At 71.2% G+C, this 22,950-nt stretch carries 19 protein-coding genes; 11 read left to right on the top strand and 8 right to left on the bottom strand.

Features of this window, described 5'->3' with window-relative positions; all coding sequences use genetic code 11:
* The first annotated feature begins 43 nt into the window (after nt 1-43).
* Complete coding sequence (locus FHX40_RS16895) at nt 44-814, top strand: SAM-dependent methyltransferase (protein WP_142260520.1); 771 nt, start codon at nt 44-46, stop codon at nt 812-814.
* Between the two features lie 37 nt (nt 815-851).
* On the top strand, nt 852-1,814 hold the full coding sequence (locus FHX40_RS25145; RefSeq protein ID WP_170198865.1) for a hypothetical protein: 963 nt from the start codon (nt 852-854) through the stop codon (nt 1,812-1,814).
* A 9-nt stretch (nt 1,815-1,823) separates the two neighbouring features.
* Here the strand turns inward: FHX40_RS25145 and FHX40_RS16885 are convergent, their stop codons facing one another.
* The 6 genes from FHX40_RS16885 to FHX40_RS16860 all read right to left on the bottom strand — a co-directional run bounded on the left by FHX40_RS16885 (nt 1,824) and on the right by FHX40_RS16860 (nt 8,258).
* The gene (locus tag FHX40_RS16885; RefSeq protein WP_142260519.1) at nt 1,824-2,114 is read right to left on the bottom strand and encodes an MTH1187 family thiamine-binding protein; all 291 of its coding nucleotides are present in this window, start codon (nt 2,112-2,114) and stop codon (nt 1,824-1,826) included.
* 33 nt (nt 2,115-2,147) lie between these two features.
* The gene (locus FHX40_RS16880; protein WP_142260518.1) at nt 2,148-2,825 is read right to left on the bottom strand and encodes a uracil-DNA glycosylase; all 678 of its coding nucleotides are present in this window, start codon (nt 2,823-2,825) and stop codon (nt 2,148-2,150) included.
* A 182-nt stretch (nt 2,826-3,007) separates the two neighbouring features.
* Complete coding sequence (locus FHX40_RS16875; RefSeq protein ID WP_142260517.1) at nt 3,008-3,913, bottom strand: carbohydrate ABC transporter permease; 906 nt, start codon at nt 3,911-3,913, stop codon at nt 3,008-3,010.
* A 43-nt stretch (nt 3,914-3,956) separates the two neighbouring features.
* Entirely contained in the window at nt 3,957-5,504 is a 1,548-nt protein-coding gene (locus FHX40_RS16870) for an ABC transporter permease (RefSeq protein WP_142260516.1), read from the bottom strand.
* Nucleotides 5,505-5,516: 12 nt separating this feature from the next.
* On the bottom strand, nt 5,517-6,845 hold the full coding sequence (locus FHX40_RS16865; RefSeq protein ID WP_142260515.1) for an ABC transporter substrate-binding protein: 1,329 nt from the start codon (nt 6,843-6,845) through the stop codon (nt 5,517-5,519).
* A 156-nt stretch (nt 6,846-7,001) separates the two neighbouring features.
* The gene (locus tag FHX40_RS16860) at nt 7,002-8,258 is read right to left on the bottom strand and encodes an ABC transporter substrate-binding protein (RefSeq protein ID WP_229788980.1); all 1,257 of its coding nucleotides are present in this window, start codon (nt 8,256-8,258) and stop codon (nt 7,002-7,004) included.
* A 128-nt stretch (nt 8,259-8,386) separates the two neighbouring features.
* On the opposite strand from FHX40_RS16860, the gene FHX40_RS16855 reads away from it, so the two are divergent.
* Genes FHX40_RS16855 through FHX40_RS16845 form a run of 3 tightly spaced genes read left to right on the top strand, consistent with a single transcriptional unit; the run spans nt 8,387 to nt 12,002 of the window.
* On the top strand, nt 8,387-8,893 hold the full coding sequence (locus tag FHX40_RS16855) for a PadR family transcriptional regulator (RefSeq protein ID WP_142260513.1): 507 nt from the start codon (nt 8,387-8,389) through the stop codon (nt 8,891-8,893).
* Between the two features lie 36 nt (nt 8,894-8,929).
* On the top strand, nt 8,930-9,682 hold the full coding sequence (locus FHX40_RS16850; RefSeq protein ID WP_142260512.1) for an ABC transporter ATP-binding protein: 753 nt from the start codon (nt 8,930-8,932) through the stop codon (nt 9,680-9,682).
* Nucleotides 9,683-9,740: 58 nt separating this feature from the next.
* Nucleotides 9,741-12,002, top strand: a complete 2,262-nt coding sequence (locus FHX40_RS16845; protein WP_142260511.1) for an ABC transporter permease — start codon at nt 9,741-9,743, stop codon at nt 12,000-12,002.
* A 1-nt stretch (nt 12,003) separates the two neighbouring features.
* Here the strand turns inward: FHX40_RS16845 and FHX40_RS16840 are convergent, their stop codons facing one another.
* Complete coding sequence (locus FHX40_RS16840; protein WP_142260510.1) at nt 12,004-12,696, bottom strand: DALR anticodon-binding domain-containing protein; 693 nt, start codon at nt 12,694-12,696, stop codon at nt 12,004-12,006.
* A 66-nt stretch (nt 12,697-12,762) separates the two neighbouring features.
* Between FHX40_RS16840 and FHX40_RS16835 the strand changes: the two genes are divergently transcribed.
* Nucleotides 12,763-13,173: a TOBE domain-containing protein gene (locus FHX40_RS16835; RefSeq protein ID WP_142260509.1), complete on the top strand. Its 411-nt coding sequence runs from the start codon at nt 12,763-12,765 to the stop codon at nt 13,171-13,173.
* Between the two features lie 48 nt (nt 13,174-13,221).
* Here the strand turns inward: FHX40_RS16835 and FHX40_RS16830 are convergent, their stop codons facing one another.
* Nucleotides 13,222-15,276, bottom strand: a complete 2,055-nt coding sequence (locus FHX40_RS16830; protein WP_229788978.1) for a glycosyltransferase — start codon at nt 15,274-15,276, stop codon at nt 13,222-13,224.
* Nucleotides 15,277-15,421: 145 nt separating this feature from the next.
* Between FHX40_RS16830 and FHX40_RS16825 the strand changes: the two genes are divergently transcribed.
* From FHX40_RS16825 to lysA, 5 genes are all read left to right on the top strand, one after another.
* Entirely contained in the window at nt 15,422-17,086 is a 1,665-nt protein-coding gene (locus tag FHX40_RS16825) for an asparagine synthase-related protein (protein ID WP_142260507.1), read from the top strand.
* A 262-nt stretch (nt 17,087-17,348) separates the two neighbouring features.
* Nucleotides 17,349-19,055: a maltose alpha-D-glucosyltransferase gene (gene treS, locus FHX40_RS16820; protein ID WP_142260506.1), complete on the top strand. Its 1,707-nt coding sequence runs from the start codon at nt 17,349-17,351 to the stop codon at nt 19,053-19,055.
* Between the two features lie 626 nt (nt 19,056-19,681).
* The gene (locus FHX40_RS16815; RefSeq protein WP_142260505.1) at nt 19,682-20,077 is read left to right on the top strand and encodes an ATP-binding protein; all 396 of its coding nucleotides are present in this window, start codon (nt 19,682-19,684) and stop codon (nt 20,075-20,077) included.
* A gap of 496 nt (nt 20,078-20,573) precedes the next feature.
* Nucleotides 20,574-21,107 (top strand): hypothetical protein, encoded by a 534-nt coding sequence (locus FHX40_RS16810; RefSeq protein WP_142260504.1) that lies wholly within the window; start codon nt 20,574-20,576, stop codon nt 21,105-21,107.
* A gap of 392 nt (nt 21,108-21,499) precedes the next feature.
* Nucleotides 21,500-22,921, top strand: coding sequence for a diaminopimelate decarboxylase (gene lysA / locus FHX40_RS16805; RefSeq protein WP_142260503.1), 1,422 nt, complete (start codon nt 21,500-21,502; stop codon nt 22,919-22,921).
* Nucleotides 22,922-22,950: the final 29 nt, after the last annotated feature.

Here is a 22,950-nt window from a genome sequence, read left to right as displayed (position 1 = left end):
CTCGGACATGGCCGAGCCAACGGGTCCCTCAAGGAGAACGTGGATGACTGAGCGTGCCCCTGCCGGTGTCGATGTCAATACGCCGAACATCGCCCGGATCTACGACTACATGCTTGGGGGCAAGGACAACTTCGCCGTCGACCGTGCCGCCGCGGAACAGGTCCTGAAGGCGTTTCCCGAGTCACGCGAGGGGGCGCGGCAGCATCGGGAGTTTCTCGGCAATGTCGTGCGATTCCTGGCCGGTGAGGCGGGCATCAAGCAGTTCATCGACATCGGTGCCGGCCTGCCGACCCAGAAAAACGTGCACGAGGTAGCGCAAGAGGTCAATCCGGACGCCCGTGTCGTCTACATCGACAACGATCCGGTGGTGTGCGTGCACGGCAGGGCGCTGCTCGCCAACTCGCCGAACGTCGCCATGGTCGAGGCCGACCTGCGCGAGCTCGACGACCTGTGGGACAGGACGCTCGCCACCGGCCTGATCGACCCCGAGGAGCCGGTCGCGGTCCTGCTCTTCGCGATCCTCCACTTCCTCGAGGACCCGGGCGAGCAGGTCGCCGAGATCCGGCGGCGCATCGCCCCGGGCAGCTACCTCGGCATCACCCACATGGTCCGCAGGCCGGCGCGGGAGAACGACGTCGAGACGGTCGGCTCGGTGTACGCCGCCTCCGCCCCGGGCTTCAAGGCGAGGACGGTGGAGGAGGTCAAGGCGTTCCTGGGCGACTTCGAGCTCATCCCGCAGGAGAAGTTCATACCGCTCCAGGTGGTCGCACGGCTCTCCTCGATCGGATGGGGCGGCGTCGGAAAAAAGCCCTGATGGGAACGTTTGCGGTGGCTTGTGCGTCCTGAGTGACGTGACCTCTTTCAATGCCACCGACCCCCACGGCCAGACCGGTTCGGACGACGACATCCGCACGCTTCGGGAGCGCGTGCGGCGCTTCGAGCGCCTCACCCGGGAGCGGGCCGTACTCGACTCGCGGATCCACGAGGTTCGCGCGCTCATCGGCGAGCTCGAAGCCACGCTCGCCAAGGAGGAGGACGACGTCGCCCGGCTGGAGCACGGGTTCCGGGCCTTCCTCGCCGCGCTCACCGGCGGCAAGGAGGAGCGGCTCGCCCGGGAACGGGCCGAGGCCGAGGCGGTACGGCTACGCCTCGACGGCCAGCGCAACCGGCTCGAGTGGCTGCTGTCCGACCTGCGTGCCGTGGAGGAGGGGCTCGCCGAGCTCGACGGCGTGCAGCGGGAGTTCGAGGTGGCGCTCGCCCGCAGGGAGCGCGAGCTGATCGCCTCCGGCGACGTGCGCGCCCAGGAACTCACCGCCATCGCCCGCGAGCTCGCCGACGCCGACGCCGACCTGCGTGAGCACGAGGAGGCGCACCGGGCGGGCGTCGCCGCCGCGCAGGCGGTCGCGGAGGTGCTGAAGAACCTCGGCGGCGCGCGCAGCGCCTCGACCTGGGACATGCTGGGCGGGGGCGGCTTCGCCGACCTCGTCGAGCACGGTCACCTGCGGCAGGCCGACGCCGCCGCCTGGCACGCCCAGCGCGCCCTCGACGCCTTCGGCCGGGAGCTCGCCGACGTGGGCATCCACGCCGAGCCGCGCCTGCCCCAGATCGACACGCGCTGGTTCGCCGACATGTTCTTCGACAACATCATCGTCGACGCCCTGCGGCACCGCCGGATCAACCAGACCGGCGAGGCCGTCGCGGAGGTGGCCGTGTGGATCGACACTACCCTGCACACGCTCGCCACCCGCCGCGACGGGATCCGGGCCCGGCGCGAGGAGCTGCTCGCCCGCCGGGAGGAGCTGCTCAGCTCCTGACCCTCGGCGTCAGGACAGGTGCCGCTCGAGGGACTCGAGCTTGGCGGTCATCGCGCCGGTGACGCCCGGGCGGATGTCGGCCTTGAGCACGAGGCTCACCCGGGGGGCGACCTCGGCCACCGCCTCGACGGCGCGCTTGACCACGTCCATCACCTCGTCCCACTCGCCCTCGACGGTGGTGAACATGGGATCGGTGCGGTTGGGCAGCCCGCTCTCCCGGACGACCTTGACGGCCCGGGCCACCGGCTCGGCGACGCCCTCGCCCACCCCGAGCGGTGTCACGGAGAACGCAACGATCATGTGGAAACCCCCTGTCTGCGGCCTGTGGCCACCTTAGGGGAGCTTCCAGTCGATCGGCGTCGCCCCCTGCTGCTCCAGCAGCCGGTTCGCCCGGCTGAACGGCCGGGAGCCGAAGAAGCCGTTCGCGGCCGACATCGGGCTGGGGTGGGCGGACTCGATGCACGGCACCGAACCGAGCAGCGGCTTGAGGCTGCGGGCGTCGCGGCCCCAGAGGATCGCGACCAGCGGCTTGCCGCGGGCGACCAGCGCGCGGATCGCCTGCTCGGTCACCTCCTCCCAGCCCTTGCCCCGGTGCGAGGCGGGCTTGCCGGGCTGCACCGTGAGCACCCTGTTGAGCAGGAGCACGCCCTGCTGCGTCCACGGCGTCAGGTCCCCGTTGGAGGGGTGCGGGAGGCCGAGGTCGGACATGTACTCCTTGAAGATGTTCACCAGGCTGCCGGGCAGCCGGCGCACCTCGGGGGAGACCGAGAAGCTCAGCCCGATGGCGTGCCCGGGGGTGGGGTAGGGGTCCTGCCCGACGATCAGCGCCTTCACCTCGTCGAAGGGCTGCGTGAAGGCCCGCAGGACGTTCTCCCCGGCCGGGAGGTAGCCCCGGCCCGCGGCGATCTCCTGCCGGAGGAACTCACCGAGCGCTCGGATCCGGCCTTCGACGGGTTCCAGGGCCTTGGCCCAGCCCGCCTCGACGATTTCGTGCAACGGACGACCTGACATGGCCGTTCACTCTACCCGCGGCCTCCGACAGCCGCGGGGGCGTTGCGAGGCCGGGACGGCTCCCGGCACGCCGGCCGGGCGGCACCCCGTGCCGGGGAGCGCCGCCCGGTCCGGACGGGGACCTCCGGTGCCCGTTTGCCCCCGCGAGGCAGGCACCGAAGGTCCGTACCCTCCCGCCGGGCCTACTTGACCGAGCCGGCCAGCAGGCCCTGGACGAAGTAGCGCTGGAAGGCGAAGAAGAGGATGAGGGGGATGATCACCGAGAGGAACGAGCCGGGGGCGAGCACGTCCACGTTGGTGCCGAACTGCCGCATCTGGGACTGGAGCGCCTTGGTCATCGGCTGGTTCTCGGTGTCCGCGAAGACCAGCGCGACGAGCAGGTCGTTCCACACCCACAGGAACTGGAAGATGCCGAGCGAGGCCACCGCCGGCTTGGCCAGCGGGAACACCACGGTCGCGAAGATCCGCCACTCGCCCGCGCCGTCCATGCGCGCCGCCTCGAGCAGCTCCTTGGGGATGCCGACGAAGAAGTTGCGCAGCAGGAAGATGGCGAACGGCAGGCCGAACGCGACGTGGAAGAGCACCACGCCCGGGATCGACCCCATGATGTCGAGCGCACCGTAGAGCCGGGCGATCGGGATGAGCGCGATCTGGATCGGCACCACGAGCAGCGCCACCACGATGAGGAACACGATGTCCCGCCCGGGGAAGTCGATCCAGGCGAACGCGTACGCCGCGAGCGCCGCGATCGTGATCACCAGGAAGGTCGACGGCACCGTGATGAACACGGTGTTCCAGAACGACGCGGTGAACCCGGACGCGAGCAGGCTGCTGTAGTTCTCCAGGGTCAGCTCGGCCGGCTTGGTGAACACCGTCCACCAGCCGCTGGAGTTGTTCGCCTCCTCGGTGCGCAGCGACACCACGAGCAGGCCCAGCGTCGGGACGAGCCAGAACAGGGCGAGCAGCACCATGAAGACCTGCAGCACGCCGCTGCCGAACCGGTCGACGATGCGGCCGGCGAGGCCGCGGCGCGGGGCGCCGGTGGCGGCCGTGGCGCCACCCGCCCGGGAGAGTGCGGCGGTGGTCATGCGGCCTCCCCACAGGTCAGGCCGGTCATCCGCGCGGATCCGCTCATTGCTGCTCCCTCCTGAACCGGCGGATGTTGAAGAACATGAACGGCAGCACCAGCACGAGGAGGAAGATCGCCAGTGCGCTGCCCAGGCCCTGGTTGTTGCCGCCGCCGAACGAGACCCGCCACATCTCCAGCGCGATCACGTTCGCCTGCGGCTGCACCGACCCCGGTGCGATGACGAACACCAGGTCGAACACCTTGAGCACGTTGATGATCATCGTGACGAACACCACGAGCAGCACCGGCGCGAGCAGTGGTACGGTGATCCGGCGGAACACCTGCCACTCGGTGGCCCCGTCGATGCGCGCCGCCTCCAACGCGTCGCGGGGGATCGCCGACAGGCCCGCCGCGATCAGCACCATCGCGAACCCGGCGTGCACCCAGATGTAGGCGCCGATGATCGCCGGTGTGATCAGGGTCGGGCCGAGCCACTGCAGCCCGTTGAACGGCGCGGTGAAGTTCTCCTTCGGCAGCCGGACCGTGTAGGAGCCGGCCGGCAGGTTCTCGAAGGTGAACGTGCCGTCCTCGTTGGTGGTCGTGGTCGCCGCCACCCGGCCGTTCGCGACCGCCTCCACAGTGATGCCCGCGAGGCCTTTCTCGGTGCCGTCGACCTGGTTCACGGTGCCGCCACCGCCCTGGGTGAAGTCGAGCCAGACGACGCCGGTGAGCGAACCCGGCGCGGGCTGCGGCGGCGCCTTCGCCGTGGCCGCCTCCGCCACCGAGGCCGGCGGCAGGCCGACGAGCGGGACGAGCACCGTCTGCCCGGGCTGCGCCTCCTGCTTGGTCACGACCGCGCCGTCCTGCGCGGCCACCGGGGAGGCGTCGTTCTCCCGGGGACGCGCGCCCGGGTACCCGGTGTTGGGCCGGAACACGTCACGCACCGTGGTGATGATCGCGTTCGCCACGCCCTTGTCCGGGTCGGCGTCGTAGACGAGCCGGAAGATGACGCCCGAGGCGAGGAAGGACACCGCCATCGGCATGAACATCACGAGCTTGAACGCGGTCACCCAGCGGATGCGCTCGGAGAGCACCGCGAAGATCAGGCCGAGCACGGTGACCACCGACGGCGCCACCACCACCCAGATGAGGTTGTTGCGGATGGTGGTGAGCATCCCGGGGTCGGTGAAGATCGTCCCGTAGTTGCCCAGCCCGACGAACTCGTTGCCGCTCGCGTCGTACAGGCTGCGCCACAGCGAGTAGATGATCGGGTAGACCACCCACGCGCCGAGCAGGATGAACGCGGGCAGCAGGAACCACACCGCCACGGCGGGGGAGGGGCCGAGCCGGCGTGCCTTCCCGCCGCCCGCCGTGGCGGCTCCCCTCCTGGTGGTGCGGGCCGCCGCCCCCGCCCCGGCCGCCGCGGCGGCGAGGGACGGGCCGCCCGAGGTGCCGGGACGCGCGGCGGCCGACGCGCCCTGCTCGCGCTCCCGGTCGAGGCTCCGGCCGGAGCCGGAGGTCACTGCGTCATGCTGCGGTCCGGTGGGGACCCCGGCGGCGGGCGCCTCGCCGCCGCCGGGCGTCCGCGGGCCGTCGAACCGTTCGGTCACGGCCTCGCCCCTTTACTGCTCCCAGGCCTTCTTGGCGTCGGACTCGAGCTTCTTCTGGATGCCCTCGATGTCCGAGGGGTTGCGCAGGAAGTCCTGCAGGCCCTTCCAGAGGCCCTTGCCGTCGGTGCCACCGAAGGCGCTCGGCGCGAGGTCGGACATGTCGTACCGGACCGACTCACCGGCGTTGATGATCGTCTGCGCGAGCTGGCGGGTCAGGTCGCTCGGGTAGTTGTCGGGGGAGACGTTGCGGTTCGGCGACAGGTAGCCGGGCGTCTTCGCCCAGATCGTGCCGCCCTCGACCGAGGCGAGGTACTCGAGCAGCGCCATCGCGCCCTCGCTGTCCTTCATCGCCACCGCGACGTCGCCGCCGAGCACGACCGGGGCGGTGTCACCGGCCGCCGGGAACGGGAAGATCTTCGCCTCCTCGCCGATGGTGGCGCCGGACTCGCTCGCCGCCGCCGCGACGAAGTCGGCCTCGATCACCATGCCGGCCTTCTTCTGGCCGTAGACCTGGGTGACGCAGGTGGGGAAGTCGGTCTGCAGGGCGCCGTCCGACCCGCCGAGCATGAACTCGCTCTTGCCGAAGATCTGGGCCATCTTCTCCATGGCCGTCTTCACCGTCGGGTCGGTCCACGGGATCTCGTGGTTGGCGAGCTTGTCGTAGTTCTCCGGGCCCGCGGTCGACAGGTAGATGTTCTCGAACAGGTCGGTGAGGGTCCAGCCGGAGGCGCCGCACAGCGCGAACGGCGGCGTGCCCGCGTCCGCGAGGGTCTGCGCGGTCTTGCCGACCAGCTCGTCCCAGGTGCTGGGCGGGGTCACCCCGGCCTCGTCGAACGCGCTCTGCCGGTACCAGATCGTCGACTTGTGCGCCGCCTTCACCAGCACGCCGTACACCTGGCCGTCGACCGAGCCGAGCTCCTTCCAGTACGGCGTGTAGTTCTGGTCGATCTGCGCCAGCACGCCCGCGGACAGCGGCTTGAGCGCGTTCTGCCTGGCGTACTGCGCGACCAGGCCGGGCTGGGGGAGGATGGCGATGTCCGGCGGGTTGCCGCCCTGGATGCGGGGGCCGAGGTAGGCGCCGGTGTCCTCACCGGTGGAGGCGTAGGTCACCTTCGCGCCGGTCTTCTCCTGGAAGGCGTCGAGGACCTTCTGGAAGTTCGCCTGCTCCTCACCGGTCCACTTCGCCGCGACCTCGATGGTCACGCCCTCCAGGCTCTTCGCGGGGGCGCTGCCGGCCGCGCTCGGCTGGGCCTGGCCGGAGTCACCTCCCCCACCGCTGCCGCACGCCGCCGTGGTGCAGGCGAGCGCGAGAACGGCGACCGCCGCTGGCAGTCTGCGCATGATCTACCTCCTGCTTTCTGCCCCCGAGATTGGTTTCGTGCTGTGATGGGTGCCCGGCGGGCATGCCGGGCGAGAGAGAGGGTGTAGGGACCGGGCCGGGAACCGGCCCGGAAACGGTGTCGGGTCCAGGGGCCGGGGCCGGCGAAAGGCCCTCGGCTAGGGGTTCCGGGTCGTCTCGATGAGTTGCTCCCGCAGCCGGGCGATGGTCTCCGCGCCGGATCTTCGGAACGCCAGAGCGTCCGACACGTTGCCGGCGATCACCAGGCTGATCTGGTTGTAGTCGGCGTTCACCGGGCGGGGGCGGGCCCGCAGGATCGTCTCCTTCAGTACCGGCAGGTAGGGATACTCCTTGATCAGCTCGGGGTCGTCGTAGAGCTCGGCCCACACCGGCGGGAACGAGCCCTCGGCAAGCACGAGGCGCTGGATGTCGATGCCGGTGAAGAAGCGGATGAACTCCAGGGCCGACTTCTGCCGCTTCGACGCGGCGTTGATCGCGAGGTTGTAGCCGCCGAGGGTGCTCGTGCCGGGCCCGTCCGCGCCCGGCAGCGGCGCCACCGCGAACTTCCCCTTGATCGGCGAGTTCTTCGCCGGGCCGTACGCGTGCGGCCAGTTGCGCGCGAACACGTACCGGCCCTCCTGGAAGGCAAGGCGGGTCTCCTCCTCCTTGTAGGAGAGGGCCTCCTGGGGGATCCAGCCCTCGCGCACCCCGGTCGTGAGGAACTCGAGGGCCCGCTCGGCCGCGGCGTCCACGTTCACCGCGGTGCCGTCCGCGTTGAGCAGCTCGCCGCCGGCCGACTGCACCGCCTCAAGGAAGTTGACGGTGAGCCCCTCGTACGGCAGGAACTGGCCGGCGTACCCGCCCAGGCCGTGCTCGCGGCTGAGCCGTTTGGCCTGCTCGCGCAGCTCCGCCCAGGTCTTGGGCGGCTTGAGCCCGGCGGCGTCGAGCAGGTCCTTGCGGTAGTAGAGCAGACCGGCGTTGGTCGAGTACGGCACCGCGTACAACCGGCCCTTGTACATCGCGGTGGCGACCACGCCGGGGAAGAACCTGTCCAGCGGGAACATGCCACGGTCGAGTGGCACGATCCAACCAGCCTCGGCGAACTCGGCGGTCCAGATGACGTCGAGCGCGAGGATGTCGTAGCGGTCGCTGCCGGCCTGCAGGTTCGCGACCATCTGCGCCCGCTGTTCGTCGGCCGCCTCGGGCAGCTCCAGCATCCGCACCTGGTCGGCCGGGTGGGCACGGTTCCACCGGTCGAGCAGGGGCTGGAAGTAGGAGGTGGTGTCCTTGCCGACCACGAAGGTCATCGGGCCGGTGGCGGCCGGGGCCGCACCGGGGTCCGCGTCCCCTCCGGCCCCTCCGCAACCGGCGAGCAGCAGCGCCGCCGCCAGCAGCAGGGGAACCAGTCGGGACACGTGTCCTCCGTGCGAAATCCCGGTTACATACGTGTTAGGTAGATGCATGCATGTTATGCATAGCGCTAATGTGGACGTCAACAGACAGTTACATAACGCTCAGGTAAACAGACCCCGAGGGAGGTGGGGTGCGGCTCCATTTGCTGGCGCTCCTGAAGAAGGAACCTGCCCACGGGTACGAGCTGAAACAAGCGCTTGAGCAGACCTTCGGACAGGCGTACCCCTCCCCCAACATCGGGCAGATCTACGTCACCCTCAACCGGCTGGAGAAGGACGGGCTCGTCCGGTCGGTCGACGTCGAGCAGAGCAACCGGCCGAACAAGAAGGTCTACTACCTCACCGCCAAGGGCTCCGAGGTCCTGGAGGAGTGGATCGACTCGCCCACCGAGGGACCGCGGGTCCGCGACGAGTTCTTCATGAAGCTCGTGCTGGCGCCGATGACCGGCATCGCCGACCGGATGCAGCTCATCAACCGCCAGCGGCGGCACTACCTGAAGCTCATGCGCGACCTCAACCGGCTCGCCGCCACCACCGACCCGGAGAACAAGGTGGCCCGCCTCCTCATCGAGGGTGCGATGCTGCACCTGCAGGCGGACCTCGACTGGCTGGAGCGTTGCCAGGAGGATTTGACCTGACGACGGCCCGAGGAACGGAAGGAGCGGTGACCGCCGATGACCTCTGCCACGGCGCCGGTGGTGCGCACCGTCAACCTGGTGAAGATCTACCAGAACGGCGGCGTTCCGGTACCCGCCGTGCGCGGGGTCGACCTGACCGTTGAGGAGGGCGAGTTCGTCGCCATCATGGGCCCGTCGGGCTCCGGCAAGTCCACGCTCATCCACATGCTCGGCGGCCTCGACACCCGCACCGGCGGCGAGATCTGGCTCGACGGCACGCGCGTGGACACGCTCTCGGAGAGCGCGTGGGCGGTGCTGCGCCGCAAGAAGATCGGCTTCGTCTTCCAGTTCTTCAACCTGGTGGCGAACATGACCGTCGCCGACAACGTCGAGCTGCCCGCGCTGCTCGCCGGCGCCTCCGCCCGGGAGGCCCGGCGCCGCCGCGAGGAGCTGCTCGACGCCCTCGGCCTCACCGGCCGCGCCGACGCCGCCCCGGCCCAGCTGTCCGGCGGTGAGCAGCAGCGGGTCGCGCTCGCCCGCGCGCTCGCCAACCAGCCCCGGCTGCTGCTCGCCGACGAGCCCACCGGCAACCTCGACAGCCGCCATACGAACGACGTGCTGCGCCTGCTCGGCCAGGTGCACGCCAAGGGGCAGACCATCGTGCTCGTCACCCACGACGCCCGGGTCGCCTGCATGGCCGACCGGGTGATCAACCTGCTCGACGGCCAGATCGTCGACGACGCCGACATCACGCCGCGGCGGTCCCGCAGCCGGGGCTCCGCCTGGGACGTCATCGAGCTGCACGGATGACCAGAGGGTACGGCACGGCGGGGCGGGAGGCGGCCCGCACCGTGGCGGAGGCGAGCTGATGCAGGCGATCGCACGCTGGGTCAAGGCCGACCTGCGGGCCCGGCGCGGCCAGGCCGCGCTCACCGTGCTCGCGGTCGCGGGCATCGTCGCCGCGCTGATCACCGCGGCGACGCTGCTGGAGGACGGCACCAACCCGTGGCGCGGCCTGTTCACCAAGGGCAACGGCGCCCACGTGTGGATCCACACCGTCGATCCCCCCGACCCGGCCGCGCTGCGGCGGCTCGACGGGGTCGCCGACGTCGCCGGGCCGTACCGGAGCGCGCCGGCCACGCTCGTGCAGCCGGGCAAGAAGACCCCGATCACGCTCCGGGAGATGCCCGCCGCGCTGCCCCGCGTGGGGCGGCCGGTGGTCGCCGAGGGGCGCTGGCTCGACCCGCGCGACCCCGAGGGCGTGGTGGTGGAGCGCTCCTTCGCCAAGGCGACCGGGCTGCGGCCGGGCAGCGCGTTCACCGTCACCGGCCTCGACGGCGCCACCCACAACCTCGTCGTGGTCGGCCTCGCCGAGAGCGGCGACCAGGGCTTCTACCCGGAGTGGAAACCGGGGCTCGCCTGGACGCTGCGCCAGACGCTGCTCACGGTCGAGCCGAAGAGCGGCCGCACCGAGTCGGTCACCGGGCTGCGCCTGTCCGACCCCGAGCTCACCGACCTCATCGTGCAGCGCACCGTCACCACGCTCGGCGGCCAGGTGCAGCGGATCTCCACCTGGCGCGAGGTGCGGGCGTCGATGGAGCTCGACAACCGGCTGCTCGGCGTGCTGCTCGCACTGTTCGGCACGGTAGGGCTGATCGCCGCGGCGCTCGCGATCGCGAACGCGGTCGGCGGCCGGGTGCTCGTCCAGCTCCGCGACATCGCCACGCTCAAGTCGCTCGGGTTCACCCGCGGCCAGGTCTCGCTCGCGCTGCTCATCGAGCACGGCGCGCTCGGCCTCGCCGGCGTGGTGCTCGGCGTCGCCGCGGGCTGGGCGATCACCGTGTACGCGATGCAGGACCTCGTCGTGGTGCCGCTCTCGCTCGGCCCGCTCGCCGCGATCGCCGGGGGCACCGCGCTCACCGTGCTCGTCGCCGTGGGCCTGCCCGCCTGGCGCGGCGGCCGCACCCCGCCGATCCCGGCCGCCCCCGCCGCGCCGCCGCGTGGCAAGCTGTCCCGGCTCGCCCGGCTCGCCCTGCTGGTACGGCTGCCGCCCGCGCTCGTGCTCGGCGCCCGGGACGCGTTCACCCGGCGGCTGCCGGCGGCGCTCACCACGTTCGGGCTCGCCGTACCGATGATGATGATCAGCATCGGGCTGGGCTGCTGGGCCACGCTCGACGACTTCCGCGAGCACCCCGAGCGGGTCGGCCAGGCGGGCCGGCTGATCGTGCGCGCGGGCAGCGTGCCCGCGGCCGACGTGGAGAAGATCGCGCTCGCCGACCCGGGCGTGCGGGCGGCCTACCCGGGCGCCGAGGTGGACACGCTCGTGCCCGGCCAGACCCGCACGGTGCGCGCCCGCGCGCTCGGCACCTCCGCCCAGCCGTACCCGTTCCACGTGGTGGAGGGGCGGATGTTCCGCGAGCGCGGCGAGGCCGTGGCCGGGCAGGGCCTGCTCGACCTGATGGACGTGGAGATCGGCGACCGGGTGCGGGTGACGATCGGCGGCACCCCGCTCATCCTGCTCATCGTGGGCCGGGTGATCGAGCCGGAGCAGGACGGCGAGGTGCTCTCGTTCGGCATCGACAGCCTCAACGCCAAGGACGCGGTGCCGGTCCCGTTCTACAGCCTCGTGCTGCACGACGACGCCGACCCCGCCGAGGTGCGCGCCCGGCTGCAGGCGGCCGGGCTGGAGGTCTCCCAGCCGGTCAACCCGGCCGACCGCCTCGCGATCATCCGGGTGATCATCGTCGCGCTCACCGTGGTGCTCGCGCTGATCGGCCTGGCGAACCTGCTCACCGCGAACGCGCTCGGGCTGCGCGACCACGCGGTCGACCTCGCGGTGCTCAAGGCGATGGGCCTCACCCCGCGCCAGGTCACCGCCACGCTCGTCACCGCCACCGGCCTGCTCGTCACCCTCGGCGTGCTGATCGGCACGGCCGCGGGCGCCTCGCTGTCCGCCTGGCTCATCGACCTGCAGGGGGCGGCGAGCGGCGTCGGCTCCGGCATCGGCCGCACCCCGTCCCTGACCACCCTCGCGGTCGCGGCGCTCACCGCGATCGGCGCCGCCCTGCTCGTCGCGCTCATCCCGGCCCGCCGGGCGGCCCGGTTCCACATCCCGCACGCCGTCCGGTGACTCAGATCCGCGCCGGCGGGGTCTCGCCGAGCGCGGCCAGGCCCGCGGCGAGCACGGCCCGCACCGCGCGGGCGAGCCACACCCGGGCCACGTGCACCGGCGTGACCGGCTCGTCGCCCCGCGGTACGGCGGGCGCCCGCTCGTGGGCGTCGTGGTAGGCGAGGGCGAGCCGCTCCAGGTACGGGCCGTGGTCGCGGCCGGGGCGGCGGCACCGGCTGGGCCACTCGGCGAGCACCCGCACCGCGGCCCGGTCCGGCGGTGCGGTGAGCACGGCCGGGTCGAAGCCGGTTTCGGGCACCCCGAGCCGGGCGGCCCAGCGTTGCACGGCGACCGCCCGCGCGTGCGCGTACCGCACCACGAACCCCGGATTGTCCCAGGTCCGCGGCAGGTCCGGCCACCGTACGGCGGAGCGGCCCGGGCGCGCGGCGTCCGGCGCGGCGGGCAGGCCGGGCGCGCCCGCCGCGAGGTCCCGCACCACCTCGCCCGGGGAGTCCACGGTGATGAGCAGCATGCCGTCGGGCGCGGTCGTCACCTCGCGGACGCCGGGCACCTCCCGCAGCCGCGCCGCCAGCTGTTCGCCCCGCTCCGGCGCGCGCAGCGCCGCCGCCGAGGCGTAGACCGCCTCGTGCCGCCACGACCCGCGCGGGGCCGGGACCTCCCCGAGGATCTCGCCGAGTCGCTCCGGTGTCGCCACACCCGCAGCCTAGAGCGGTTCGCGGGCCGCCACCGGGAGAGCGCGCCGACGGTAGGGTGTGGGGCCGTGACGACGTTTCGGATCAGCGAGGCGGCCGCACTGCTCGGGGTGAGCCCGGACACCGTCCGGCGCTGGGTGGACAGCGGGCGGCTCGCGGCCCACCGGGACGAGCACGGGCACCGGGTGCTGAACGGCGCCGACCTGGCGGCGTTCGCCCGGGCGCAGACCGCGACCGACAGCGGCACCGGCCGCTCCTCGGCGCGCAACCGCATCCGGGGCATCGTCACCGACGTGATCAAGGACGCGGTGATGGCCCAGGTGGAGATCGCCGCCGGGCCGTTCCGGGTGGTGTCGCTGATGAGCCGCCAGGCCGCCGACGAGCTCGGCCTCGAGCCGGGCGTGGTCGCGGTCGCCGTGATCAAGTCCACGAACGTGGTCGTGGAGCGCCCCGACCTCGGCGGTACGGCGAGCGGCTGACGCCCGGCCGCGCGGCACGGCCGGGCGCCCAGGGCCTGGCGACAGGGCTCAGATCAGCGCGAGCGGCTCCGCCGGGACGTAGCCGGTGAGCTCGGCGGAGGCGAGCAGCCGGTGCTCGGAGGAGTCGCGGCGGCACACGTACGAGTACCGGTCGGCCGAGTAGACGCGGATGCCCTCGTCGCGGCACTGCCGCATGAGCACCTCGTCCCACTCCTCGGTGACGTCGGCGATGCCCAGCTCGGTGAGCACCGGACGGCGGCCGAGCAGCGTCGGCCCGGCGATCTCCGGCAGGAACCGGTGGTCGGCCCCGGGCTGCCGCAGCAGCGTCGCCCCGACCTGCGGGATGTGGGCGTAGAACGACGCCTTCCCGACGATCTCCGCGTCGGTGGCGTCGAAGTACCGGACGAGGTCGGCGAGGTAGTGCTCGCCGTACAGGTCCCGCGGGTCGAACACCGCCACGAGGTCGCCGTCCGCGAGCCGCAGCGCGCGGTCGAGCGCGGCCCCCCGGCTCTGCGGGCCGTCGGTGGTGCGCACCACCACGTCGCCGGAGCAGGCGGTCCGGGCGGCCTTCTCCACCAGCGCCCCGTCCACGCCGTCGGCGACGATGACGAGCTGCACCGGCGCGCAGACCTGGTGCCGGAGCTGGGCGAGCAGGTGCTCCAGCTCGGATTCGTCGCGCACCGCCGCGATCACGGTGACGTCCCGCCCGCCGCGCACGCTCGGGATGCCCACGGCGTCGAGCACCGGGTCGAGCAGCGGGGTCACGCTCACCGACGCCCGCCAGGCGAGGTGGGCCTGTACGGCACGGCGGCCGGAGTCGGCGAGCAGCGCCTCCACCTCGGCGACCACGGGCTCCGGCTTCTGGTTCGGCTTCGGCTTGGCAAGCTCGAGCACCGGGGTGCCGCAGGCGCGCAGCTCGGCGAGGGTGCGCGGGTCGGCGTCCGGGGCGGCGACCACGAGGGCGGGCCGCCGGTAGGCGACCAGCAGCTCGTCGTAGCCGATCGGGTCGGCTACGTCCTGGCCGGGCAGCGGCCGCCAGATCGGCTCGGGCGGCGCGGCCGGCGCCTCACCGGGCTTCGGCCTGGGCTCGGCGAGGCCCATCGCGGCGAGCGGCACCTCCCCGAGGGTGAGCACCTCGTCCGTGCGTCCCCCGGCCGCCGGGATGAGGTTGTGCACCCGCGGCTGCACCGCGTGCGGCAGCACCCCGACGTTCTCCCGGCGCAGCGCGGACCGCCACTCGCGGGCCCGCGCCTCGCTGTAGGTGAACACGTGCTCGAAGTACTCGGCGGCGGGCACGAACGCCGACACCGGCCCGCCCGAGTGCCAGAACACCGTGCGCACGCCGCGCCGCTTGCACTCCTCGAGCAGGTCGCGCAGCGCCCGGTTCTCCAGGGCGAGCGCCTCCAGCCACCGGCCGCCGTTGCCCTGGCGGGCGCCGGGCCGTACCGACTCCACCAGGAGCATGCTCGGCTGATGCTTGTCGAGCATCTCCCGCCAGTTGTCCGGCCCGAAGTTCGTCACCTGCCGCCACTCGTAGCGCAGCAGCGCCTCGGACTGCCGGTCGACGATGCAGGCGACGGTGAGGTACGGCCGGGCCGTGGGGCCCTTCGGCACGGTGAAGCCGTCGGCGAGGGCCTCGGACACCGTGGGCGCGGCGGCCGGGGCGACCGCGGCCTTCTGCTTCGGCTGGAGGTCCGGGATCTCGGGCGGGAAGTCGGAGCGCTTGGGCGCGGGGCGGCGCCGTACCGGGGCGCGCACCTTGCGCAGCTCCCGGGCGAGCCGGGCCGGGTTCTTGCCGCTCGCGTTGATCGCCCCGCCGAGCCGCAGCCAGCGGTTCGCCCGCACCGACTCGAGCTTCCACTGCGCCACCTCGGTCTGGTAGCGCTGCTCGGCGAGGCTCTTGGCGAGCCGGGTGAGGTGGCGTTCGGCGAGCTTGAGGCGCTCCTCGGCCTCGCGTGCCCGGGTCTTCGCCTCGGCCTCGGCCCGGGACGCCTCCTCCAGCCGCCGCCGGTGGTCCTCGAGCAGGCGGGCCAGCTCGGCGGCCCGGGAAGCCTGGGCGACGGCCTCCGCCAGCGCCTGGCGGGTCGCCTCCAACTCCGACATCCGATCCCCCTGCATCGTCCTCCAAGGTCGAGAAAGGATATCGGGCTACATCCTGACACCCGCGCTTTTTCCGTAATTCCGTACACTCTGCGGGTAAGCGGCACGCTGTCCGACACCGTCCGGCACCGAAGCGAAGGAGAGGCGAGTGCGCAAGGGCACCTGGCCGGCATTCACCGCCCGGCCGTACGTGTGCGGAGCCCTCGGCCCCTTCTCCGCCGACCGGATCGCCGCGCTGCGCGCGGCCGGCCCGGCCACCCAGGTGGTGTACGAGACGCCGGACGCGGTGCTGTACGGCTCGGCGCCGCTGGAGCCGTACGCGCCGGGCGCGTTCGCCTGGGGGGAGCGGCGGCCCGTGGCCGGCGACGACCGGCCGCCGTCGTGGCTGCGGGTGGCCGAGGAGCACGAGACGCCCGGGCTGATCGACGGCCCGGAGCAGGTCGTGCTGCACGCGGGCGCCTTCGGCCTGGTCGACGTGTACTACCTCGAGGCCGGCGGCGCGGTCTACTTCGCCGGGCTGATCGAGCCGCTGCTCGCGCTCGCCCGCCGGCCGTACCAGGTGAACTGGGACGCCTGGGCGGCGATCCTCAAGCTCACCTACCCGCTGCTGGAGGACACCCCGTACCGCGAGGTGCGGCGGCTGCCGGGCGCGACCGCGATCACCTGGTCGCGGGCGCGGCGGCGGATCACCGTCGACCGGCGGGCCCCGCGCTGGGTGCGCGAGGAGCCGGTCGACCGGGGTGTGACCGCGCGGGAGATGGTGGCGCTGCTGCACGAGGCGCTCAAGCCGTACGAGGACCGGCCGGTGCTCGTGCCGGTGAGCGGCGGGTACGACTCGCGGCTGCTCGCGAGCGTGGCGGTGGCCCGGAGGATGGACGTCGAGTCGTGGACGACGAGCCCGGACGACGGGCTCGACAACGACATCGACTTCGCCCGGTACATCACCCGCGAGCTCGGCATCCCGCACCGGGTGATCCCGCAGGACCCCGCCGCCTACCCGGACGAGGCGCTGTGGACGGCGCGCCGGCTCGAGTACCTCACCAGCCACCACGCCTGGTACGCGCCGTTCGCCCGCCAGGTCCACGCGGCCGGGCGGCCGATCGTGGACGGCCTCGCCGGCGGGCCGCTGATGAAGAACTTTCTCATCAGCTCGGCGGCGGTGGGCGCGGAGAGCGCGGCGGCGCGCCGCGAGGCGCTGCTGCGGTCGCTCGCGAACGGCGAGGCGCACCTGCCGGTGCTGTCGGAGCGGGCCGCGGCGTGGATCGACGAGCGGGTGCGGGAGGCGTTCGGCCGGGCCACCTCGATGTTGCGCGGCCACCGCGCCGAGCTGCCGCTGAGCGTGCTGCACACCCGCACCGCCCGGGGCATCGCGCGCTCCCCGGTGAACCTGGTCGGGCCCGAGGTCACGCCGATCTTCCCGTTCCTGCATCCGGAGTTCTTCGACGCGGCGCTGTCGGTGCCGGTGACGCGCAAGGAGGGCGGCCGGTTCTACCGGGAGATCCTGCAGGCGGCGAACCCGCGGGTGGCGGCGTTGCCGTCCACCAACGTGCCGCTGCTGCCGAACCGGCGGGTGCCGCTGCGCTCGGGCGGCCCGGCCGCGCGGGAGTGGAGCCACCGCATGCTGCGGCGCGTCGCCGCCGTCGAGGGGCTGCTGTCGGAGGAGATGCTCCGGGTGGTCGCCGACGGCCCGGACGCGCTCACCGCGTTCCGGTCGTGGAACTCCCGGTTCTGGCTCCGCGGGCTGGTGCTGTTCGGCGCCTGGCTCGCCGACTACGAGGACCTGCTCGGCGACCTCACTCCGCCGTGGGCCTGACTGTTGGGCGGACCGTGACCGAGCGATCACGTGGCTATTCACCTGGGATGATGACGGATCCGTTGCTAATCGACGACTCCCGCTGAAATGGATTCGGACGGGTCGCCGAACTGGTAATGTTCGGCCAGAACGCCGCCCAGGCACGGGGGAACCGCGACACGATCAGGGGTTCTATCCAGGGCGAGGGGCTTGTCACACAGCTCCCCAGGCGGCGGACTTCCACCGGTAACACCCTGCTTCCCTCATCATGTGAGTGAGACTCATGTGCGCTTCAGCCTGCCCTGACCCGGTTTCAGAGGACTTCGTCTCCCGGGATCCGCAGTGGTACAAGCGGGCCGTCTTCTACGAGGTGCTCGTCCGCGGCTTCAAGGACTCGAACGGCGACGGCACCGGCGACCTGCGCGGGCTCATCGAGAAGCTCGACTATCTGAAGTGGCTCGGCGTGGACTGCCTGTGGCTGCTCCCGCTGTATGAGTCCCCGCTGCGTGATGGCGGCTACGACGTCTCCGACTACATGAAGATCCTTCCGGCATTCGGCGATCTGTCGGACTTCGTGGAGTTGGTGGAGCAGGCGCACAAGCGGGGCTTGCGGATCATCACCGACATGGTGATGAACCACACCAGCGACCAGCACCCCTGGTTCCAGGCCTCCCGCCGCGATCCCGACGGGCCGTACGGCGACTTCTACGTCTGGTCGGACGACCCGAACAAGTACAAGGAGGCGCCGATCGTCTTCGTCGGCGTAGAGGAGTCCAACTGGACCTTCGACCCGGTGCGCGGCCAGTACTACTGGCACCGGTTCTTCCACCACCAGCCGGACCTCAACTACGACAACCCGGCGGTGCAGGAGGCCATGCTCGAGGTGCTGCGGTTCTGGCTCGACCTCGGCATCGACGGCTTCCGGCTCGACGCCGTGCCGTACCTGTTCGAGCGGGAGGGCACCACCTGCGCCGGCCTGCCGGAGACGCACGCCTACCTCAAGCGCATCCGCAAGGAGATCGACCGGCTCTACCCGGACCGGGTGCTGCTCGCCGAGGCGAACGGCTGGCCGGAGGACGTCGTGGAGTACTTCGGCGACCCGGCCACCGGCGGTGACGAGTGCCACATGGCGTTCCACTTCCCGCTCATGCCGCGCATCTTCATGGCGGTGCGGCGGGAGAACCGCATGCCGATCAGCGAGATCATGTCCCGCACCCCCAAGATCCCGGAAAAGGCGCAGTGGGGCATCTTCCTCCGCAACCACGACGAGCTCACGCTCGAGATGGTGACCGAGGAGGAGCGGGACTACATGCACGCCGAGTACGCCAAGGACCCGCGCATGCGGGCCTACCTCGGCATCCGCCGCCGGCTCGCGCCGCTGCTCGAGAACAACCGCGACCAGATCGAGCTGTTCACCGCGCTGCTGCTCTCCCTGCCGGGCTCGCCGGTGCTCTACTACGGCGACGAGATCGGCATGGGGGACAACATCTGGCTCGGTGACCGCGACCCGGTCCGCACGCCCATGCAGTGGACGCCGGACCGCAACGGCGGCTTCTCCGACGGCGACCCGGCGAGCCTCTACCTGCCGGTGATCATGGACCCGATCTACGGGTACCAGGCGATCAACGTCGAGGCGCAGATGAAGCAGCCCACGTCGCTGCTCAACTTCACCCGGCAGATGCTGGAGACCCGGCGGCGGCACCCCGTCTTCGGCACCGGCGACTACATCGAGCTCTACTGCAGCAACCAGGCCGTGCTCGCCTTCCTCCGTGAGGACGGCGAGGACCGCATGCTCTGCGTCAACAACCTCTCCAAGTACCCGCAGCCGGTCGAGCTCGACCTGAGCCGGTTCAAGGGCATCAGCCCGGTCGAGTGCCGCGGCAACGTGGTCTTCCCGCCGATCGGCGACCTGCCCTACCTGCTCACCCTCCCGGGCCACGGCTTCTACTGGTTCGAGCTCAAGGGCGAGCCCCAGTCGCCGATCGACTGAGAACGTTCCAGCTCGCCGTGGGTCACGGCCGCCCGACGGATCTGCACCGGCCGTGACCCGCGCCCTGGCGGCACCACGCTGCCGTCGTGCCAGGTGGCGGGGCCGATCAACGGCGCTCGGCCCCGCCACCGGTGCACGCGCGTCGTCCCCGCCCCGGCACCCGGCCGGCCTGCGGGCCGTATGGACCGCACCAAAACGGTCGATACCAAGCGGTCGATTCCGCACACCGCATCGGCTCCGCATCCGGAAGTACGGCCGGACCCGGACGGTGGCACCGTCGTCGCGCCTGTGAAGCCTCGCCGCCGATTCCGGATGCCCTTGGATTCTGGAATCGGCGCTTGTTAATGTTGATAAAGTTCACATGTCGATACCTGATGGCTGCTCCACACCGGCATTTCGTGGCTGTGTAGCAGAGTGGCCGTGTCTCTCCTCGGCGTCCGATACGCGGGTGTAGCGGTCGGAGAGACGCTTTCCGCCGTGATCCCTGTCGTCAGTGGCATGCGTCTTTCTTGTCTGATTCACGTGCCACGGTGAATCCTGTGAGGACACGGAGCCTCAAAAGCCGGCCCGCCTACGTCGTTAAAGACCCAACGAATGGGTAAAGACCTCGGTGACGAAGCGTATCGATGCCGACGACGGGGCGGGGTGGAGTTCTGGGCAGCGTGGAGTTGACGGGGGAAGCGGCGTCCGTCTCGTATGCCCGATCCTGGGTCAAGGGCGTGCTCGGCGCCGGACATCCAGCGCTGGACAACGTGATGCTCATCGTGTCGGAATTGGTGACCAATTCGGTCCGGCACTCGCGATCCGGGCAGGGCGGACGGATCAGGGTCGCCATCACCCAGGGGGACGGACTCGTCCACGGCGACGTCACCGACGAGGGAGGGGAGTCGGTGCCACGGGTCTGCCGGAACCCTGAGGGCGAGGGCGGCCGCGGCATGTTCCTCGTGGAGCAGCTCTCCCAGGAGTGGGGCTTCCACGACGACGCGACCGGCCGTGTTGTCTGGTTCACGGTCAAGTACTGACGCGGAAGGGCTTGGCGCCCGACCGGAGACCGAGAGGTACGGCCTGGCGGGAGTGGCCCCTCAGTGCCCGCCGAAATGTGCGGGCGTGACGAACGACCGTGGCCGGCTCAACGAGGAGTACTCCTGCCAATACCTCCCGCGCCGAATCGGGGAGCACACGTGCCGACTTGGACGGTCGTCGGGAGGCCGCACGATGAATTCATACGACTGGAGCGGAGCGAGCCCAGGAGAACCATCGCCGATCTCAAGGGTGCCGGGTTCGCCGAGGCATCCGGCCCTATGGAGCCGCAGCCGGCCAAGGTGATCGCGGGGCTCAGGAGAACAAGCGAGCGCAGGGAAGTGGTGCTCCTGGTGCTCCAATCCGTGAATCAACCGACCGCCGCAGGGTTGGCGAGATGAGGAAGATCCCGAAGGAATGGGTAGGGCTTTTCTCGGCGTTCCTCGGAGCCATCGCGGTCGTAGGTGGCGTATTGATCGGGTTTCTGTCTTCGACCGCGTGACCGGGCGTCGATCCGCAGATGTCGAACCATGGAAGTTGCTGGCGGAAAAAGACGACCTGCCCAAGGTGTCCTTCATCCGGGTTGCAAAGGACGTCACGGTCGGCCGTGAACCTTGGTGGGGTGCGGAGATTGCGGCAGATGGAGGCTGGGGCGCCCGGCAGGGCCGCTATCCACTTCGGCAAACTGTGATCAGATTTTCCGGCGAGGCTTCAGCGGCACGTGAATTGCAAATGGCGCCCTATGGCAGGGTGTACAACGATGAAGACCATCTTGCCACTGTTCGACCCGTCGATCTGGGTGCCGAGGGTCCGAAGGCGGACGCGGCCTCGCTTGGCTGTATGCCCTGGCGTGAAGAGCGTCGACCCAGTTGTTTCGGCTGGGCCTTTTACGGACGCTACGGCAAGTATGTCGTTGAGGTCACCTTCAGTAGTCACCGGGATCCGGACTCCAACCGCGGCCTGGAACGGGATGTCTTTCTGGAGATGGTGAAGGGGGCGGACCGGCGAATAGCAGAATTCAACATAAATTGATTTGCGTGTACCACTGCCGGCTGGTTCTTTGACGTAGCCTGGGCACCGCGGTGTTCCTGTTGCTCATCCCGCAGGGTGTTATTCGGCCCGATCGCGGGACGTGCCCGAGGCGTCCGGACGACCGGGGCGTCCAGGGCATCGCCACTGCACGAGGCATGGCATCTGCGCGCCTCCGGCCGACGACCTTGCGGCGCAACGTCCCAGCGCGTTGAAAACGGCGGTCATCTCACTCGGGTCGGTGCACGCCGACCGCGTGGGTACCCGGCTGAGCCGTGCCGGCGACGGGATGGGCAGGGCCGTGGGGGACGAATGGTGGTCGGGACGGGAGGGCCGATGTCTCGCCAGGTGGTCACGCGACGCGGGGGTTCTGCGGTTCGGATACCCTCGTTCGGGTGAGTCGATTCGCCCATCCCGCCGGTGACCGGCATGCAGATCTGCTGCCCGAGGAACGTCCTCCGCTGCTCCCGGCCGACCTGAACGCGCTCAACCCGGAGATCTGGCCGCGTACGGCCTGCCGTGTGGACGGCGCGCTGACCGTCGGCGGCGTGGACGTGAGGGATCTGGCGAAAGAGTACGGCACGCCGCTGTACGTGATCGACGAAGAGGACTTCCGGTCGCGGTGCGCCGACTACCGGTCCGCGTTCTCCGACAGCGACGTGTACTACGCCGGCAAGGCCTTCCTGTGCCGGGAGACCGCCCGCTGGATCGACCAGGAGGGGCTCGGCCTCGACGTGTGCAGCGGCGGCGAGCTCGCCGTGGCGCTCAGCGTCGGGTTCCCGCCGGAGCGGATCGCGATGCACGGCAACAACAAGTCGGTCGCCGAGCTGCGGAAGGCGATCGAGGTCGGCGTCGGGCGCATCGTGATCGACTCGTTCGAGGAGATCGCGCGGCTCGGCTACCTCGTCGACGAGATCAACGGCTCCGTGCCGGGCGCGCGGGACCGCGGCACGGGCACCCGGCGGCCCAAGGTGCTGATCCGGGTCACCACGGGCGTCGAGGCGCACACCCACGAGTTCATCGCGACCGCGCACGACGACCAGAAGTTCGGGTTCTCGCTGTCCAGCGGCGCCGCGGCCGAGGCGGTGCGGCGGGTGCTCGCCATGCCGCAGCTCGAGCTCGTCGGCCTGCACTCGCACATCGGATCGCAGATCACCGACACCGCCGGCTTCGAGGTCGCCGCGCAGCGGGTGGCGTCGCTGCTCGTGCAGATCCGCGACGAGCACGGCGTCGTGCTCCCCGAGCTCGACCTCGGCGGCGGCTACGGCATCCCGTACGTCGAGGGCGACGACACCCTCGACGTGAAGATCCTCGCCGAGAACCTGCGGGAGATCGTGGCCCGCGCCTGCAAGGGCGCCGACCTGCCGATCCCGCGGCTCACCGTGGAGCCGGGACGCGGCATCGCGGGTCTCGCCGGCATCACGCTGTACGAGGTCGGCACGGTCAAGGACGTCGAGGGGCTGCGCACGTACATCAGCGTGGACGGCGGCATGAGCGACAACATCCGCACCGCGCTGTACGGCGCCGAGTACACCTGCCGCCTCGCCTCCCGGGTGAGCGACGCCGGGCCGATGCTGTCGCGCCTCGTCGGCAAGCACTGCGAGAGCGGCGACATGATCGTGCGCGACCTGTGGCTGCCCGCGGACATCGTCCCGGGCGACCTGCTCGCGGTGGCGGGCACCGGCGCGTACTGCCGCTCGCTCGCCAACAACTACAACTACCTGCCCAAGCCCGCCGTCGTCGCGGTCCGCGACGGGCGGTCACGGGTGATCATCCGACGGGAGACCGAAGAAGACCTGCTGAGGGGGCAGCTGTGAAACCCGGTGACGCTGTGGGCAAGCCGGCC

Source organism: Thermopolyspora flexuosa (genome assembly GCF_006716785.1).
Classification (GTDB): Bacteria; Actinomycetota; Actinomycetes; order Streptosporangiales; family Streptosporangiaceae; genus Thermopolyspora; species Thermopolyspora flexuosa.
This window is presented reverse-complemented; position numbering and strand designations above follow the sequence as displayed.

What these genes read in the sequence shown, in the direction of transcription:
- FHX40_RS16895 (WP_142260520.1), top strand. Translation starts at nt 44, where the DNA reads ATGACTGAGCGTGCCCCTGCCGGTGTCGATGTCAATACGCCGAACATC.
- FHX40_RS16885 (WP_142260519.1), bottom strand. Translation starts at nt 2,114, where the DNA reads ATGATCGTTGCGTTCTCCGTGACACCGCTCGGGGTGGGCGAGGGCGTC.
- FHX40_RS16880 (WP_142260518.1), bottom strand. Translation starts at nt 2,825, where the DNA reads ATGTCAGGTCGTCCGTTGCACGAAATCGTCGAGGCGGGCTGGGCCAAG.
- FHX40_RS16875 (WP_142260517.1), bottom strand. Translation starts at nt 3,913, where the DNA reads ATGACCACCGCCGCACTCTCCCGGGCGGGTGGCGCCACGGCCGCCACC.
- FHX40_RS16865 (WP_142260515.1), bottom strand. Translation starts at nt 6,845, where the DNA reads ATGCGCAGACTGCCAGCGGCGGTCGCCGTTCTCGCGCTCGCCTGCACC.
- FHX40_RS16850 (WP_142260512.1), top strand. Translation starts at nt 8,930, where the DNA reads ATGACCTCTGCCACGGCGCCGGTGGTGCGCACCGTCAACCTGGTGAAG.
- FHX40_RS16845 (WP_142260511.1), top strand. Translation starts at nt 9,741, where the DNA reads ATGCAGGCGATCGCACGCTGGGTCAAGGCCGACCTGCGGGCCCGGCGC.
- FHX40_RS16830 (WP_229788978.1), bottom strand. Translation starts at nt 15,276, where the DNA reads ATGTCGGAGTTGGAGGCGACCCGCCAGGCGCTGGCGGAGGCCGTCGCC.
- treS (WP_142260506.1), top strand. Translation starts at nt 17,349, where the DNA reads ATGTGCGCTTCAGCCTGCCCTGACCCGGTTTCAGAGGACTTCGTCTCC.
- FHX40_RS16815 (WP_142260505.1), top strand. Translation starts at nt 19,682, where the DNA reads ATGCCGACGACGGGGCGGGGTGGAGTTCTGGGCAGCGTGGAGTTGACG.